Consider the following 15,795-nt stretch of genomic DNA (forward strand, 5'->3'; position numbering starts at 1 on the left):
GAGCTACCCTGTCACGGGCGTCGGGGTGGGTGTACCGCCGAAGGTCGTGGTCATTTCAGCCGGACGGCGGGCGGTTCAGCCCGTCAACCCGGACTCGGTCACGCCGCGCACCAGGTACCGCTGCAGGAACGCGAACAGCAGCACGATCGGCAGGATCGACACCGCCGCCGCCAGGAACAGCAGGTTCAGCTGCGGGTTCTGCGCCGTCAGCAAGCCCGACAGCGCCACCTGGACCGTCCACGAATCGGGGGACTGAGCGATGATCAACGGCCACAGGAACGCGTTCCAGCTGCCGATCACCGTGATGACCGCGATCGCCGCGAAGAACCCCTTCGAATTCGGCACGACGACCCGCCAGAACACGCCCCAGCGGCTGAGCCCGTCCATCCGCCCGGCCTCCTCCAGCTCGCGCGGGAAGTCCAGGAAGTACTGGCGGAACAGGAACACGCTGAACGCGCTGAACAGCCCGGGGATCACCAGGCCGCGGAAGTCCGACAGCCAGCCCAGCGACGAGACCACGACGAAGCTCGGCACGAACGTCACCGACGTCGGGATCATCAGCGTCGCCAAAACCGCGTAGAACACGATCTTGGCGTGCCGGTACGGGATCCGGGCCAGGCCGTAGCCGGCCAGGGAGCAGAGCACCAGCAGGCCGACCGTCTGCAGTGCCGCCACGATCGCCGAATTGAGCAGGCTGCGCGCGAACGGGACGTCCTCCGAGGAGAACAGCTTCGAGAAGTTCTCCCAGTGCACTGTGGACGGGAAGAACGTCCACCCGGGAGCGGTGATCTCCGCCCGTGACGCCAGACCGTTGCGCAGCAGCAGGTAGAACGGCAGCAGGAACAGGATCGCCGCGACGCTCAGGGAAACCCACCGGAGGACCGCCCTCATGCCGGCCTCCCGAAGCGCAGGACGCGGCCCTGCAGCAAGGTCACGAGCGCGATGATCAGCGCCAGGATCACCGCGCCCGCGCTGCCGCGGCCGAGGTCCTGGCCGCCCGAACCCAGCGACGTGTAGTAGAGGTAGACCAGGGGTGGCCGGGCGAAGGGCGGGTAACCGCGGCTGTCGCCCATGATGTTGTAGAACTCGTCGAACGCCTGGTACGCGTTGATCAGGTTCAGCAGCAGCACCGCCACCGCCGTCGACCGCAGCTGCGGGAGTGTCACGTACCGGAACACCTGCCAGCCCGGCTTCGCGCCGTCGAGCCAGGCCGCCTCGTAGAGGTGCTGCGGGATCCGTTGCAGCGCCGCGATGAACAGGATCATGTAGAAGCCCAGCTGCAGCCACAGCCGGGCGGTCACCAGCACGATCCAGTACAGCGGCGGGTGCACCGTCCCGGTCCACGCCACCGGGTCCACGCCGAAGACCGACAGCACCGAGTTCGCCAGTCCGTACCGGACACCGGAGAACAACGACGTCTTCCAGATCAGCGACGCCACGACGTACGAGCACGCGAACGGCAGGAAGAACACCGACCGGAAGAACGCCCGCGCGAACCGCAGCCGGTTGACGCCGAGCGCCAGCGCCAGCGACAGCACGAACGTCAGCGGCACGATGAACACCGCGAACACGCTGAACGTGCCCAGGCTCGACAGGAACGGCTCGTCGGTGAGCATGTGCCCGTAGTTGTCCAGCCCGACGAAGTCCGTCGGGGTCACGGTGTTCCGCGCGTCGAAGAACGACAGGTATGCGCTCCAGCCGATCGGGAGGTACGCGAAGACCGCGAGCCCGAGCAGGAACGGACCGACGAAGAGCCAGAAGGCGCGCGCGTCGCGCCGCTTCATCCGAACAGGCGCTTCAGCTCGGACTGGGCCACGCCGACGGCCGTCTTGACCTGCGCCGCCGGGTCCGCGCCCTCCTTCGCGATCTTCGCGGCCGCGTCGGACAGCGCCGTGTTCGCCTGCTGGGTCCACACGGGGCCGCCGACGAGGTGGCTGTTCTCCTTGACGAACCGGGCCGCGTCGGCGGCCGGGCCGTTCTTGAGGTTGTCCGCGCGGTCGATCAGGCTCTGGCGGGCCGGCACGTGGAAGCCGAACTTCGTCGCGAACTCCAGCTGGTCGTCGGTCTTGTCGACCCACAGCCACTTCACGAACGCCTTGGCCTCGGCGACGTGCGCGCTCTTGGCGTTGACCATCGCGCCGTACGCGCCGACCGGCACCGACGGCGCCCCGCTGCCGTCGAGCTTGGGGAAGGGGAGCACGCCGAAGTCGTCGTCGAACGCCGAGCGGATCTTCGGCACGTTCCACAGCCCGGTCCACTGCATCGCGGCGAGCCCGTCGACGAACGCACCGGGATCCGACCAGTCGGCCGGCGCGCCGAGCAGCAGCGAGCCGTTGGTGTTGAGCGTGTGCAGCTTGCCCAGCGCGGTCGCGGCGCGCGGGTCGTCGAAGCCGACCTCGCGGTTGCCGCTCTTCAGGTAGTCGAGGCCCGCCGACCACAGCAGCGGGCCGGTGAGCACGGCGACGCCGCCGTCGTTGCCCGCGAAGAAGCCCTTGACGCCGTCCTTCGTGAGCTTCGCGGCCGCGTCGATCAGCTCGTCGACCGTCTGCGGCGGCTGCACGCCGGCCGCCTGCAGCAGGCTCTTGCGGTAGAAGAGCACCTGCGTGTCGGTGGCCTGCGGGATGCCGTAGACCTTGCCTTCGACGGTCTGCGCGGCGAGCACGGCCGGGCTGAAGTCGGCCTTCACCGGCGCGATGACGTCGTCGAGCGACACCACCTGGTTCTGCCGCACCCAGTCGATCTTGACCTGCGCCTCGAAGACGTCCGGCACCTTGCTGTTCTGCAGCGCGGTGACGATCTTGGAGTCGTAGTCGCCGGGGTTCCACTGCACGTTCACGCTCGCGCCGGGGTAGCTCGCCGCGTAGCGCTTCACGGCTTCCTGGACGCCGTCCTCACCGTACGCGTGGTACCACTGCTGGAGCGCGACCTTGGGTGCGTCCGACGGCGGCGGCCCGGCCGAGTAGGCCGTCGAGGGCGGCGGGTCGCCCTGCCGCCCGGTGTTCGACCCGCACGCCGCCGTCAGCGCGCCGACGCCCGCCAGTGCCATGAACCTGCGCCTGTTATGCATCCCCAGAACCCCTTCGTGAAGTCCGTGAAGGCCACCTTGAGGAAGACAGAGTTCCTCAAGGTGGCCTTCGCGAACATGAAGACTCGCCGGAGATTTACCCGTTAGAGCTGGGCGATGTCGAGCTTTCCCTCGGAGTAGGACGCGCGGATGCGCTTCTTGTCGAACTTGCCGACGCTCGTCTTGGGGACTTCGTCCACGAACGTCCAGTTCTCCGGCAGCTGCCACTTCGCGACCTTGTCGCTCAGGAACTCGCGCAGCTCTTCCGGCGTCGCGGTCTGGCCCTCCTTGAGCACGACGGCGACCAGCGGCCGCTCGTCCCACTTCTCGTCCGGGATGCCGACGACCGCGGCTTCGGCGACGGCCGGGTGGCCCATGACCTGGTTCTCCAGGTCGACCGAGGAGATCCACTCGCCGCCGGACTTGATGACGTCCTTGGCGCGGTCGGTCAGCGTCAGGTAGCCGTCGGCGCTGATCTTGCCGACGTCGCCGGTGCGCAGCCAGCCGTCGTGGAACTTGTCCGGGTCGACCTGCGAGCCGCCGAAGTACGAGCCGGCGATCCACGGCCCCTGGACCTCGAGCTCGCCGACAGCCTCGTTGTCCCAGGGGAGCACCGTGCCGTCGTCGTCGAGCAGCCGCGCCCGCACGGACGCCGGGAAGCGGCCCTGCGTGTAGCGGTAGCGCCAGGCCTCGTCGCCGGTCGCGGCCGCGGGCGGGCGCGCGACGCTGCCCAGCGGCGACGTCTCCGTCATGCCCCAGGCGTGCAGGATCGAGACCTTGTGCTTCTCCTGGAACGCGTGCATCAGCGACGGCGGCACCGCCGACCCGCCGACCACGACTTCGCGCAGGTGGGAGATGTCCTGCGGGTGGGCTTCGAGGTGGGCGAGCAGGCCCTGCCAGACGGTCGGGACCGCGCCGGCGAACGTCGGCTTCTCGGCCGCGAGCAGCGCGGCGAGCGGGGCCGGCTGGAGGAAGCGGTCCGGCATGACCAGGGACGCGCCGACCATCAGCGCCGCGTACGGCAGGCCCCACGCCATGGCGTGGAACTGCGGCACGATGGCCAGCGCCTTGTCGCTCTGCGCGAGGTTCATGCTGTCGCTCATGCACACCTGCATCGAGTGCAGCCAGATCGAGCGGTGTGAATAGGCGACGCCCTTGGGGTCACCCGTCGTGCCCGACGTGTAACACATCGCGGCCGCGGAGCGCTCGTCCACCTCCGGCCAGTCGAAGGTGTCCGGCTGGGCGGCCAGCAGCTCGGCGTAGGCGTGCACCTGGACGCCGTCCGGGGCCTGCAGGGCCGCCGCGTCGCCGTTGGCCACGATGACGTGCCGGACGGTCTTGAACTCGGGCAGCTGCTTGGCCAGCAGCGGGACGAGCGTGCCGTCGACGATGACGACCTGGTCCTCGGCGTGGTTGGCGACGAACGTCAGCTGCTCGGGGAAGAGCCGGATGTTCAGGGTGTGCAGCACGGCGCCCATCGCCGGGACGGCCAGGTAGGCGGCCAGGTGCTCGGCGTTGTTCCACATGAACGTGCCGACGCGCTGGTCGCCGGTGACGCCGAGGCTCCGGAGGGCGTTCGCGAGGCGGGCGGCGTGGCGGCCGAGCTCGCCGTAGGTCTCGCGACGGGCTTCTGAACCGGTCCAGGTGATGACTTCGCTCGCCGAGTGCACCGACGTGCCGTGGCGGAGCAGGTTCGCCAGTGACAGCTGGCCGTCCTGCATGGTGCTCAACATGGTCGCTCCCGGGGGTTGTTCGCCGGTGAACTGGGGTTGGGCCGACTCTAGTGCGGATCGGGTGAAGCGGGCATGGTCAACAACGGCTCCGTTCGGTCACGGTCGTCGCGCGATCGGGGGACGACCGGACGATGATCAAGATCATCAATTTCCCGCCTTTTCCTTGCGGACAAGGAAATGCGCCGGGTAACGGAGGCTCCACTTCCGGGTGAGTTGTGCCACGCGGACCGCTGATTGGGAGCGTTTCCGCAGGCCGGAGCGGGTTGCCCGGTATCACCTCCGGGGGTAATAAGTGCGTGTCGGTTGCACGGCCGCGAAGCCGGTGGCGTTTACTGGGGCCGTGGCAAGAGACGGCTGAGCAGCGCTTGCAGGAGCAAGCACTCAGAAAAGCTGTCGGCCGCGAAAGCGGAGACCTGAGAGGAAAGGACACTACGTTGGCTCTGCCTACGTTGACTCCGGAGCAGCGCGCTGACGCCTTGGCCAAGGCCGCCGAGGCTCGCAAGGCGCGTTCGGAACTGCTCGCGTCGATCAAGTCCGGCAAGGAGAGCATCGAAAAGGTGCTCAAGCAGGCCAAGGAGAACAAGACCATCGGGAAGACGAAGGTCACCCAGCTGCTGAAGGCCGTCCCCGGTCTCGGCGCGGTGAAGGTCGCCGCCCTGCTCGAGCAGGCCGGCATCGACCCGGACCGGCGGGCCGCCGGCCTGGGCGAGCGCCAGCGCGAGGCGCTCATCGACGCGCTCAAGTAGCCGTCACCAGGAGCTCCCGCGAGGGGAGTGTCGCTCGCGACACTTCCCTCGCGGATCTCCCGAAGCCTGGGACGCTGGAGTGGTGAGCTCTCCTGACCCGGCCACCCCGGTTGACCTCGCCGCCCGCTACCAGCGTGGCGACTTCCTCTTCACGACGGCCCAGCGCGCACTCCTCGCGCAGGGCAAGATCCGGACGGTCACCGAAACGGACCCCCGGCGGCTCGCTTCGGCGATCCCCGGCGTCCTGGCCGAGACCGGAGCCCCGCTGGCCGTCGGCGTCCTGCCGTTCGACACCGGGCCCGACACGAAGGTGCCGGGCCACCTCGTCGTGCCCCGGACCGTCCACCGCGCCGAAGGGGCACCTTCGCTGCCGCGTGAGGTCCTGCCGGCGCCCGTCCGGGTGCGCGCGGTGCCGTCACCCGAGCAGCACATGGCCGGCGTGCGGGCGGCGGTGGACGCGTTGGCGTCGCGGGATCTGCGCAAAGTCGTCCTGGCCCGTGCGCTGGACCTCGAGTTTTCGGTGCCGGTGCCCGCCGAGCGCATCGTGCGCAACCTGGCGGTCGGCAACCCGCGCCACTTCACGTACGCGGCCGAGCTGCCCGGCGGCCGATCCCTGGTCGGCGCCACCCCCGAGCTGCTGCTGCGCCGCACCGGCCGCACGGTGTTCTCGTCCCCCCACGCGGGCTCCATGCCGCGTTCGCCCGACCCGGCGACCGACCGCGCCAACGGCGAGGCGCTGCGGACGTCCCGCAAGGACCAGCTCGAGCACGCGGTGGTCATCGACTACGTCGTCGAGGCCCTGCGGCCGTTCTGCCGCACGCTGGACGTCCCGGCGGGCCCGGAGCTGGTGACGACCCCGGCGATCTGGCACCTGCGTACCCCGATCACGGGCGAGCTGATCGACCCGGAGGTGACGGCCCTCGACCTGGCGGCCGCCCTCCACCCGACCCCGGCGATCTGCGGCACCCCGACGGAGGGCGCCCGCGAGCTGGTCCAGGAACTGGAGCCGTTCGACCGCGACTACTACGCGGGAGCGGTCGGCTGGGTCGACGCAACGGGCGACGGCGAGTGGGCGGTGGCGATCCGCTGCGCGGAGATCGCGTCGACATCGATGCGGCTGTACGCGGGCGGCGGCATCGTGGCGGCCTCGGACCCGCAGTCGGAACTGGACGAGACGACGGCGAAGTTCCGGACGCTGCTGGCGGCGATGGGCCTGGAGGACTCGCTCAGCTAGCCGGCCGCAAGCGCCACACGGTGGCCTTGGTGGCGTCTTGCGCACCGAAGGCCGCCTTGGTGCGTCAGACGCACCGAAAGCCCACCTTGGGGCGCTTGGATCCAGGGTGTCGTCGCTGGGCGGTCGCCTGGCGTAGCCACTGCTACCGGCCGAGCTCCGTCTTGAGGGAGTTCCACGATCCGGTGCCGGTGGGCGGCTCACCGGTTCGCTGAGCGTGTTCGGCCGCTTCGGTCATCCGGCGGTGCGCGGCGGGGTCGGATTGGGTGCTCCACGCGATCCGTCGCCACGACTCGAGCGTCTCGACCAGGTCGGTGAGGCTCAGCGCCTCCCGCGCGACGTCGAGCGCGCGCCGGTAGTCCTGGTCGAAGCGGGGTACGTCCTCGGGGAGCAGCGCAGCCCGGATCGCCGCCGGCGACGTGCCCGCGGGATACCTCGGCTCACCTGTGGTCGCCGGTGTGGACATGCCGGTAACTATAGCCGCGGCAGCCAGTGCTCCTCGGTCACCGAGAGCTCCTCGGTCGTCAGCACCGCGATGGCCGCCCGGTAGCCGTCCGCCGCCTTCAGGTCCACCAGTCGCGTACGTGCCGGGTCAAGCGCCGCGTCCCCGGAAGTCACCAGCTGGGCCGGTTCGTCGTAGCGGGAGAACGTGATGCTCTGCAGCGGGATGCGCAGGCCCTTGCCCGTGGCCTTCATCACCGCTTCCTTGCGCGTCCAGTAGACGAAGAACGCCGCGGCCTTCTCGTCCGGGGCGAGGCCCGCCAGGTGGGCTGCCTCGGCCGGGCTCAGCGCGTACTCGATCAGGCCGTCGTCCGCACGGCGGTTCGCCGTCTCGACGTCCAAGCCGACCGGGACCGACGGGGTTGCCGCGAGGCCGATCAGGTCGCCCGAATGGGAGATCGACAGCGTCAGGTCCGCGCCCGGGACCCGGGGCCTGCCGTGGGGCTTGCCGCAGTCTTCGCAGGTCGCGTCGAACTTCACCGTCTCGGGGGTCAGGCCGAGGCGCTCCGCCGCCACCGTCTTCGCCAGCACGCGGCCGGTCAGGAAGCGGCGCTTGTCGGCGTCTTGGCGGTACGCCCCGAAGCGGTCCTGCTCGACTTCGTCCAGCAGGCGCAGGAAGCGCTCTTCGGCGGGCAGCGGCGACGACCAGCGGACCACGATCTCCATCACCCCTCCGATCCTTCCGGGCGCCCGGGCGCTTGTCACGAATTCGGGCGCAGGTCTGGGGTAATCCACCTCTCACGGGGTACCCTGAGGTAAGCAAGCGCTTAGCCAGTGTCGGAGGAGCAGCTCACCCATGGATTTCTCTCTCAGCACCGAAGAACGTGAAGTGCGCGACTGGGTCCGCACGTTCGTCCAGCGGGAGCTGATCCCGCTCGAGCAGGAAGTCCTCCGCCGCGAGCGCGCGCACCAGCCCGGCCTCACCGGCGAGGAGCTGAAGGACCTCCAGCTGAAGGCGAAGGAGTCCGGCTTCTGGGGCGTCTTCACGCCGGAGGAGTACGGCGGCATGGGGCTCTCCGCCGTGATGGCCGCGCTGCTGGAGGCCGAGCTCGGCCGCACCTTCGTGCCGTTCCGCTTCGGCGGCGCCGCGGACAACATCCTGTTCCACGCCAACGACGAGCAGAAGCAGACCTACCTGCTGCCGACCATCTCGGGCGAGCGCAAGTCGTGCTTCGCGATCACCGAGCCGGGTGCCGGGTCGGACGCGAAGGCGATCCGCACCACCGCCCGCAAGGACGGCACCGACTGGATCATCAACGGCGAGAAGACCTTCATCACCGGCGGCAACGAAGCCGACTTCACCATGGTCTTCGCGATCACCGACCCGGAGAAGGGCGCCAACGGCGGCGTCACCTGCTTCCTCGTCGACCGCGAGGCCGGCTGGAAGTCCGAATACATCGACACCATGGGCGAGTGGGGCCCGGCGTCGCTGATCTTCCAGGACGTCCGCGTGCCCGAGACGCAGATCCTCGGCGAAGAGGGCCGCGGCTTCGAACTCGCGATGCAGTGGATCGGGCAGGGCCGCTACCTCCTGCCGGCCCGTGCGATCGGTTCGTGCGAGCGGCTGATCTCCATGGCCATCGAGCACGCCAACACGCGCGAGACGTTCGGGCAGAAGATCGCCGAACGCCAGGCCATCCAGTGGATGATCGCCGACTCCGGTGTCGAGCTCGAAGCGCTGCGGTGGCTGGTGCTGAACGCCGCCTGGCAGGTCGACCAGGGCATCGATTCGCGGCACGCGCAGTCGATGGCGAAGCTGTACGGCGGCCAGAAGGCCAACGAAATCGTCGACCGCGTCCTGCAGATCCACGGTGGCATGGGCTACACGCGGGAGCTGCCGATCGAGCGGTGGTACCGCGAGCTGCGGCTGCTGCGCATCTACGAAGGCACCGACGAGATCCAGCGCCGCACCATCGCGCGCAACCTCCTCAAGGGGCACGTGAAGGTCGGCGGCGTCCTGGGCTGAGCAGCCCAAGCGCGTGAAGCCGTCAAGGCCGCCGATTCCCGGCGGCCTTGACGGCTGTTCGGCTGCGTACTGCTTACTGCTTGTTGCGAATGGCGATCGGGACGCCGGCGAGGTCCTCTTCGTTGCACAGGAGCTTGACGTCGTAGTACGGCGAGCCCTGGCGGTCGTCGTAGTCGAGGTGGATGGCCAGGACGTCGAGGGGTTCGCCCAGCCACTCCTGCGCCTGCCGTAGCCAGGTGGAGCACCGCTCGAGGGCGGTGGGGAGATCGTCATCGCGGAACTCGACGGGGCGATAGGGCACATCCTGCACCTGATCGCGGGGGTGTGCCGGCGCCGGGAGGCCCGGCGCGAGACCCGAGTCGTCCAGTTCCAGTTGGATCGTTTCCTCAGTCACCCTTCGAGCGTCCCCCACGCACGCCGTCTGGGCAAGGCGTACACAGGTAAAAGCGCCGCTAAACGGACACCCCCCACTCTTTCGCGACGATTTCCCGGCACCGCCGGAAGTCGGTCCGGCCCGGCGTGGACGGGCAGCCCAGCGCCCTCGACACCAGCTCCGCGTAGTGCTCCGCGAGCTGGTCCAGCGCCAGCGGGCCGCGCGGGGAGTACCAGCGGGCCACGCCACTGCACATCTCCAGCAGTGCGAGCCGCGTCACTGCCGGGTGTTCGGTGTGGAACACCCCCGCCGCGACGCCTTCGTCGATCGCCGCCGCCCACAGGCGTTCGTAGGCGTCCCGCAACGCCACCACCGGCTCGCGCGCGGCCGGCGACAGGACGTCGACTTCGTTGTCCACCACGCGGGTTTCCGCCGGGCCGACCGCGTGCGCGAGCACGTGCAGCGCGACCAGCGTGCGCAGCCGGTGCACGGGATCGCCGCCGCCCGCCGTAGCTTCGCGGGCCGCGTCCAGCAAGCGGTTCAGCGCGGTGTGCATGATCTCGGCGAGGAGATCCTCTTTGGTGCCCATGTAGTGGTACAGGCTCGCCGACGAGAGTTCCGCCTCCTGCGCCAGATCCCGGATGCCGGTGCCGTGGAAGCCCTTGGTGGCGAACAGCTTCACCGCCGCCGCGCGGACGCGCTCCCGGCTGCTCACAGCCATGTTCCCGCCTTCGCGTCCCACGACCCGGCGCGCGGGTCGGCCACCTTCCGCAGCTCGCCCTTGGCGACCCGCTCGGACGGCGTCATCGGCAGCGCGTCGGCGAACGCCCAGAACCGCGGAACCTTGAAGTAGGCGAGCTTTCCCGCGCAGAACTCGGCCAGCGCGGCCGGTTCGGGCCGTTCGCCGTCGCACACGACGTACGCCTTGATCTCCTCGCCGCGCAGTTCGTCGGGCACCGCGACGACGGCCGCCAGCTTGATCGAGGGGTGCAGCAGCAGCGCGCGCTCGACCTCGTCCGCGGAGACGTTTTCGCCGCTGCGGCGGATCATGTCCTTGGTGCGGCCGACGTAGTAGACGCGGCCGGCGTCGTCCAGCCGCGCGAGGTCGCCGGTGTGGAACCAGCCGTTCTCGAACGCTTTCGCCGTCGCTGCGGGATCGTCGTGGTAGCCGTGCATCAGCCCGATGCCGCGGATCAGCAGCTGTCCGGTTTCGCCGCGCGGCAACGGCTTCCCGTCGTCCCCGGCGACCATCACCTCGCGGTCGCGGCTCGGCCGCCCGATGCAGCCGGTGCCGACGGTCTCGTCGTGGTCGGCGGCGGTCATCCGGATGTCGCCGCCGGTTTCGGTCATCCCGAACGCCTCGTACCACGGCACGCCCCAGCGCGCCTCCAGTTCGGCGTGCAGCTCCCGCGGGATCGCCGACGCGCAGATCGCGCGGACGCGGTGGTCGCGATCGGCGGCCGACGGTTCCTGGCGCAGCAGCAGCGTCGGCATCAGGCCGAGGCAGTAGAACCAGGTGACGCCGTGCTCGCGGACCTTCGCCCAGAACGTGCTGGGGTGGAACCGGTCCAGCACGACGAGCGTGGCGCCGCCGGCCAGCCCGAGCGCGACATTCCACTGTGGATCGATGTAGTGGAACGGCTGCGCGGTCAGGAGCACGTCGTCTTCGCCGACGGCGGGGAAGTCGGTGGCCAGGCCGACGGCGAGCGTCGTCCAGTAGCGGTTCGGCAGGACGCAGCCCTTGGGTGCGCCGGTGGTGCCCGAGGTGTACTGGATGTTCACCGGCAGTTCGGGCACCGGGGTGAAGGCCGCACTTTCACGTGAAAGTGCGGGCCCCAGGTGCGCACTTTCACGTGAAAGTGCGGCTGGGGTGAGGACCTCGGTGAGGCCGATCCGGTTGAGGAGGCCGGTGAACTCCGGCGCGGCGATGGTCAGCTTCGCGCCGGAATGGCGGAGGACGTGGGCGCCGTCGAACTCCTGGTAGTTCGTGTTGACCGGCACCAGCAGCGCGCCGATCTTCGCCAGCGCCAGCCAGAGCAGCGGGAACTCCGGCTGGTTGCGCAGCATCACGGCGACCCGGTCGCCCGGGCCGATCCCGCGTTCGGCCAGGGCCGCGGCGATCCGCGAGCTTTCGCGGTCGACGTCGGCGAAGGTGAAGCGCCGGTCGTGCTCGTCGAACACCCACGCCGTGCGCTCCGGCCACAGCGCGGCGGCGCGCGTGACGAGCTGGGCCAGCGTGCCGAGCTCGGCGAGCGGCGTCACGTCCGGCTCCGGAAGGCCTCCGTGGACGCGGCGACCGCGGCCGAGGTTTCGGTGATGAGCGCGTGGCTGACCTCGAGTTCGAGCGCCGGCTCGATGTCCGTGCTCGCGTCGAGGACGCGCTTCGCCATGGCCGCGGCCGCCGGCGGGTGCTCGGCGATCCGCTTCGCCCAGCCCAGCGCCTCGGCCTGGAGCTGCTCGGCGGGCACGGCGGCGTTGACCATGCCCAGCTCCGCGGCCTTGCGGCCGTCAAAGCGCTCGCCGAGCAGCAGGAGCTCCTTCGCCTTGAGCGGGCCGACGAGCAGCGGCAGCAGCCGCGACGCCGCGCCGGTGACGCTCAGGCCGAGCGAGACCTCGGGGAACGCGAACACGGCGTCCTCGGCGGCCAGGATCAGGTCGCAGCCCAGCGCGAACTCCGCGCCGGCGCCGATCGCGTAGCCGTGCACCGCCGCGATCACCGGCTGACGCAGCCCGCGCAGCCGCCGCGTGACGTCCTGCAGCCGGTCCAGCCGCGTCCGCGAGTCACCCGCGGGGGTGGGTTCCTTGAGGTCGTGGCCCGCGCAGAACGCGCGCCCGTTCCCGGACAGCACGACGACGCGGGCGTCGCTGCGGGCGGCCGCGTCGAGGGCGGCGAGGAAGTCGTCGACCAGGACGGCAGCGACCGCGTTGAGCCGCTCGGGCCGGTTCAGCCGGATCTGCGCGATGCCGTCCTCGACGGCGAAGTCCACGGTGGGCATGAGGGCGATGCTAGACGTTCGATCGATCGATCGATAGCCTCGAACCCATGCGGGTCGACACGGTCTTCGAGAACGCCACGGTGTGGACGGGCGCGGGCGTCACCAGCGCACTCGCCGTCCTGCACGGCCGGGTGGTGGCCCTCGGCGATGAAGCGGTTTCGCTGTCGGCGCGCTCGCGGGTCGACCTCGACGGCGGGTTCGTCGTGCCCGGCTTCCACGATGCCCACAACCACATGGCGTGGTTCGGGATGGGCCTCGACGACGTCCCGCTCGGCGGCTGCCGCAGCGTCGAGGAGGTCTACGACGCCGTCGCCGCGCGCGCCGCGACGCTGCCGGCCGGGAGCTGGGTGGTCGGCAGCGGGTACGACCAGAACAAGCTCGCCGGCGGGCACCCCGACCGGCACGGCCTCGACCGCGCCGCGCCCGGGATGCTCGTGCGGCTCAAGCACACGTCCGGGCACATGACCGTGGTCAACTCGGCCGTGCTCGACCAGCTCGACCTCGCGCACGTCCCGGTCGGCGGCGACGTCGTGCACGCCGACGGCTCGCCGACCGGCCTGCTACGCGAGCAGGCCCAGCTGCTCCTGCGGCCGCTGACGTACCCGACGCCGGTCGCGCGGGTCGTGCGCGGGCTCGCCCGGGCGTCCGAGCAGTACCTGGCCGAGGGCATCACCAGCGTCCAGGAGGCCGGGATCGGCGGCGGCCTGGTCGGCGAGACACCCGCCGAACTGGCCGCCTACCAGCAGGCGCGCGACGCCGGCGTGCTGCGCGTGCGCAGCACGGTGATGGTCGCCGCGAGCGTGCTGCACGACCTGCCCGACGACGCCGGCTTCGGCCTCGACCTCGGCCTGCGCACCGGCCTCGGCGACGAGTGGCTGCGCGTCGGCCCGATGAAGTTGTTCGCCGACGGCTCCCTGGTCGGGCGCACCTGCGCGATGCACGACCCGTTCGACGGCGAGCCGGACAACGTCGGCTACTTCCAGGTGCCCGAGGACGAGCTCGCCCGCACGATCCGCCGCGCCCACGAGGCGGGCTGGCAGATCGCGACGCACGCGATCGGCGACCGCGCGATCACCGTCGTCCTCGACGCCTATGAAGCCGCATTGGCCGCTTCGCCGCGCACGGACCACCGGCACCGCATCGAGCACTGCGCGGTGCTCCAGCCCGCGGAGCTGACCCGGCTCGCCTCGCTCGGGCTGCTCGCCTCCCCACAGGGGCGGTTCGTCAACGAGCTCGGCGACGGTATGCGCGCCGCGCTCGGCGAGTCCCGCGTGCCGTGGTGCTACCGGCTGCGCAGCGTCCTCGACGCCGGCTGCGTGCTTCCCGCGTCCTCGGACCGGCCGGTCGTGAACGGCGCGCCGCTGCTCGCGCTCGGCGACATGGTTCGGCGGCGCACGGCGTCAGGCGTCCCCTTCGCGCCCGAAGAGGCGTTGACGCCGGAGCAGGCGTTGCGCGCGTACACGTACGGCTCGGCCTACGCGACCTTCGCCGAGCGTGACCTGGGCACGCTCGAGCCCGGGAAGCTCGCCGACTTCGCCGTGCTGTCCGGATCGCCGCTGGCGGAGTCCGCTTTGGACGGGCTCAGCGTGCGGGGCACCGCCGTCGGCGGCGAACTGCGTTATCAAGCGTGATGACTCACTTCCTTCCCACGAACTCGAGTGCTTCTTCCGCCAGCGCGGACCACGGCTGTGGTGACGCCGCGCCCAGCGCCAGCCACTCCTTCATCGGCGTGCCCTTGTTCGCGTCGAACCGCACGCCGTGGCCGCCCTCGACCAGCTCGTCCACCCTGGCCGCGGGCAGCTTCAGCACCAGCTGCCCGCGGACGAACATCGCGAAGATCCGCCCGTGTGTGCGCAGCGCCGTGCGCCCGAACCCGCCGGTCGCGCCGGGTGGCGTGATGCCCGGGCGTCCGGTGAACTCGTCGACCAGGTCCTCGAACCTGCCTTCTGGTGACATCGACCACCTCCGAGCCCGACAGTAACGACCACCACCGACAGAAACGGGAGGCGAGATGCCCGTCCGCGACGCCGTCTTCGAAGACATCGAGGAAATCTGCGCGCTCATCGAGGAGCACGCCGTCTACGAGGACAACCACGACCTGAAGCTCGACCGCGCCGAGATGAGCGGGCACCTGTTCGGGCCGGACCCGAAGGCGTGGGTGCTGCTCGCGACCCCGCCCGGCGAGCCAGGGACCGTCGCCGGCTTCGCCTTCTGCAGCTGGAACTTCTCGACGTGGGAGGCCCGGCCGGGCATCTGGCTGGACGACCTGTTCGTCCGCCCGGCCCACCGCCGCCACGGCCTCGGCGGCGAGCTGCTGGACGAGCTGCGCAACCGCACGACCGGCCGCGTCGAGTGGGACATGCAGGAGGGCAACGAAAAGGGGCAGGCGTTCTACGCCCAGCTGGGCGCCGAGCCGGTCCCCGGCTGGATCCGCTACCGCTGGCGGCCGTGAACTTTCACGAGAAAGAACCCCGCACCGTAAAGTATGCGGCATGGGAGATGGTTCGGTCCGGAGGTCCTCGTCGGTCGAGGACTACGTCCGGGTGATCTACGGCCTGGTCGAGCGGGGTGAGGCGGTCACCAACACGTCACTCGCCGGCCGGCTGGAGGTCAGCCCGTCCTCGGCGTCGGGGATGGTCACGAAGCTGTCCCAGCTCGGCCTGGTCACGCACGTGCCGTACCGCGGCATCGAGCTGACCGCCGACGGCAGGCTCCTGGCGCGCTCGGTGCTGCGCCGGCACCGGCTGATCGAGACGTACCTGGTCTCGGAGCTCGGCTACACGTGGGACGAGGTCCACGCGGAGGCGGACGCGCTGGAGCACGCGGTGTCGGACAGGCTGGTGGAGCGCATCGCGGCGAAGCTGGGAAACCCGGTGCGCGACCCCCACGGCGACCCGATCCCGGCGCCGGACGGGAGCGTGGAGGAGCTGTCGGTCCGGATCCTGGACGACCTCGAGCCGGGCGCGGTCGGCGAGATCGTCCGGGTGTGGGACACGGACCCGGAACTGCTGAGGTACCTGACGGAACACGCGATCAACCTGGGCGAACGCATCGAGGTGGTGGAGCGGCAGCCGTTCGGTGGCCCGATGGTGGTGAAGGTGGGTTCGCCTCCGGATGCGGCTACGCACGCGATCGGCAAGGAGATCGCGCAGGCGTTGTCGGTCACGCTGCGCTAGCTCCCGATC

At 70.4% G+C, this 15,795-nt stretch carries 17 protein-coding genes; 6 read left to right on the plus strand and 11 right to left on the minus strand.

Annotated features, from left to right (window positions below):
* Positions 1-75: 75 nt before the first annotated feature.
* From MUY14_RS41715 to MUY14_RS41730, 4 genes are all read right to left on the minus strand, one after another.
* On the minus strand, positions 76-891 hold the full coding sequence (locus tag MUY14_RS41715; protein ID WP_247018032.1) for a carbohydrate ABC transporter permease: 816 nt from the start codon (positions 889-891) through the stop codon (positions 76-78).
* Positions 888-1,784 carry a carbohydrate ABC transporter permease gene (locus MUY14_RS41720; RefSeq protein WP_247018034.1) on the minus strand — a complete coding sequence of 299 codons (897 nt, stop codon included), beginning with the start codon at positions 1,782-1,784 and terminating at the stop codon, positions 888-890. The genes MUY14_RS41715 and MUY14_RS41720 overlap by 4 nt, the downstream gene beginning before the upstream one ends.
* Positions 1,781-3,046: an ABC transporter substrate-binding protein gene (locus MUY14_RS41725; protein ID WP_247018036.1), complete on the minus strand. Its 1,266-nt coding sequence runs from the start codon at positions 3,044-3,046 to the stop codon at positions 1,781-1,783. Before MUY14_RS41725 ends, MUY14_RS41720 begins: the two co-directional genes overlap by 4 nt.
* A 122-nt stretch (positions 3,047-3,168) precedes the next feature.
* Entirely contained in the window at positions 3,169-4,797 is a 1,629-nt protein-coding gene (locus MUY14_RS41730; RefSeq protein ID WP_247018038.1) for a long-chain fatty acid--CoA ligase, read from the minus strand.
* 434 nt (positions 4,798-5,231) lie between these two features.
* On the opposite strand from MUY14_RS41730, the gene mihF reads away from it, so the two are divergent.
* Together mihF and MUY14_RS41740 are read left to right on the plus strand one after the other, a co-directional pair.
* The gene (gene mihF / locus MUY14_RS41735; protein WP_026468624.1) at positions 5,232-5,543 is read left to right on the plus strand and encodes an integration host factor, actinobacterial type; all 312 of its coding nucleotides are present in this window, start codon (positions 5,232-5,234) and stop codon (positions 5,541-5,543) included.
* Between the two features lie 79 nt (positions 5,544-5,622).
* Positions 5,623-6,777: an isochorismate synthase MenF gene (locus tag MUY14_RS41740; RefSeq protein WP_247018040.1), complete on the plus strand. Its 1,155-nt coding sequence runs from the start codon at positions 5,623-5,625 to the stop codon at positions 6,775-6,777.
* Between the two features lie 142 nt (positions 6,778-6,919).
* On the opposite strand, the gene MUY14_RS41745 is transcribed toward MUY14_RS41740, so the two are convergent.
* Together MUY14_RS41745 and MUY14_RS41750 are read right to left on the minus strand one after the other, a co-directional pair.
* Positions 6,920-7,240, minus strand: coding sequence for a DUF6247 family protein (locus MUY14_RS41745; protein WP_247018042.1), 321 nt, complete (start codon positions 7,238-7,240; stop codon positions 6,920-6,922).
* An 8-nt stretch (positions 7,241-7,248) separates the two neighbouring features.
* Positions 7,249-7,941 (minus strand): 4'-phosphopantetheinyl transferase family protein, encoded by a 693-nt coding sequence (locus MUY14_RS41750; RefSeq protein ID WP_396126624.1) that lies wholly within the window; start codon positions 7,939-7,941, stop codon positions 7,249-7,251.
* A 130-nt stretch (positions 7,942-8,071) separates the two neighbouring features.
* Between MUY14_RS41750 and MUY14_RS41755 the strand changes: the two genes are divergently transcribed.
* On the plus strand, positions 8,072-9,241 hold the full coding sequence (locus MUY14_RS41755) for an acyl-CoA dehydrogenase family protein (protein WP_247018045.1): 1,170 nt from the start codon (positions 8,072-8,074) through the stop codon (positions 9,239-9,241).
* 73 nt (positions 9,242-9,314) lie between these two features.
* Here the strand turns inward: MUY14_RS41755 and MUY14_RS41760 are convergent, their stop codons facing one another.
* Genes MUY14_RS41760 through MUY14_RS41775 form a run of 4 tightly spaced genes read right to left on the minus strand, consistent with a single transcriptional unit; the run spans position 9,315 to position 12,610 of the window.
* Positions 9,315-9,635: a hypothetical protein gene (locus tag MUY14_RS41760; RefSeq protein WP_247018046.1), complete on the minus strand. Its 321-nt coding sequence runs from the start codon at positions 9,633-9,635 to the stop codon at positions 9,315-9,317.
* A gap of 58 nt (positions 9,636-9,693) precedes the next feature.
* Positions 9,694-10,329 (minus strand): TetR/AcrR family transcriptional regulator, encoded by a 636-nt coding sequence (locus MUY14_RS41765; protein ID WP_247025498.1) that lies wholly within the window; start codon positions 10,327-10,329, stop codon positions 9,694-9,696.
* Positions 10,326-11,876 carry an ATP-dependent acyl-CoA ligase gene (locus tag MUY14_RS41770; protein ID WP_247018047.1) on the minus strand — a complete coding sequence of 517 codons (1,551 nt, stop codon included), beginning with the start codon at positions 11,874-11,876 and terminating at the stop codon, positions 10,326-10,328. The genes MUY14_RS41765 and MUY14_RS41770 overlap by 4 nt, the downstream gene beginning before the upstream one ends.
* Complete coding sequence (locus MUY14_RS41775) at positions 11,873-12,610, minus strand: enoyl-CoA hydratase/isomerase family protein (protein ID WP_247018048.1); 738 nt, start codon at positions 12,608-12,610, stop codon at positions 11,873-11,875. Before MUY14_RS41775 ends, MUY14_RS41770 begins: the two co-directional genes overlap by 4 nt.
* A 47-nt stretch (positions 12,611-12,657) precedes the next feature.
* Here MUY14_RS41775 and MUY14_RS41780 point away from each other — a divergent pair, with 47 nt between their 5' ends.
* Positions 12,658-14,241, plus strand: coding sequence for an amidohydrolase (locus MUY14_RS41780; protein ID WP_247018049.1), 1,584 nt, complete (start codon positions 12,658-12,660; stop codon positions 14,239-14,241).
* Between the two features lie 4 nt (positions 14,242-14,245).
* On the opposite strand, the gene MUY14_RS41785 is transcribed toward MUY14_RS41780, so the two are convergent.
* Entirely contained in the window at positions 14,246-14,566 is a 321-nt protein-coding gene (locus MUY14_RS41785) for a hypothetical protein (protein WP_247018050.1), read from the minus strand.
* Positions 14,567-14,621: 55 nt separating this feature from the next.
* Here MUY14_RS41785 and MUY14_RS41790 point away from each other — a divergent pair, with 55 nt between their 5' ends.
* Together MUY14_RS41790 and MUY14_RS41795 are read left to right on the plus strand one after the other, a co-directional pair.
* Entirely contained in the window at positions 14,622-15,062 is a 441-nt protein-coding gene (locus tag MUY14_RS41790) for a GNAT family N-acetyltransferase (RefSeq protein ID WP_247018052.1), read from the plus strand.
* 40 nt (positions 15,063-15,102) lie between these two features.
* Entirely contained in the window at positions 15,103-15,786 is a 684-nt protein-coding gene (locus MUY14_RS41795; protein ID WP_247018054.1) for a metal-dependent transcriptional regulator, read from the plus strand.
* The last annotated feature ends 9 nt before the right edge of the window (positions 15,787-15,795 follow it).

It is taken from the genome of Amycolatopsis sp. FBCC-B4732, from assembly GCF_023008405.1.
Taxonomy (GTDB): domain Bacteria; phylum Actinomycetota; class Actinomycetes; order Mycobacteriales; family Pseudonocardiaceae; genus Amycolatopsis; species Amycolatopsis pretoriensis_A.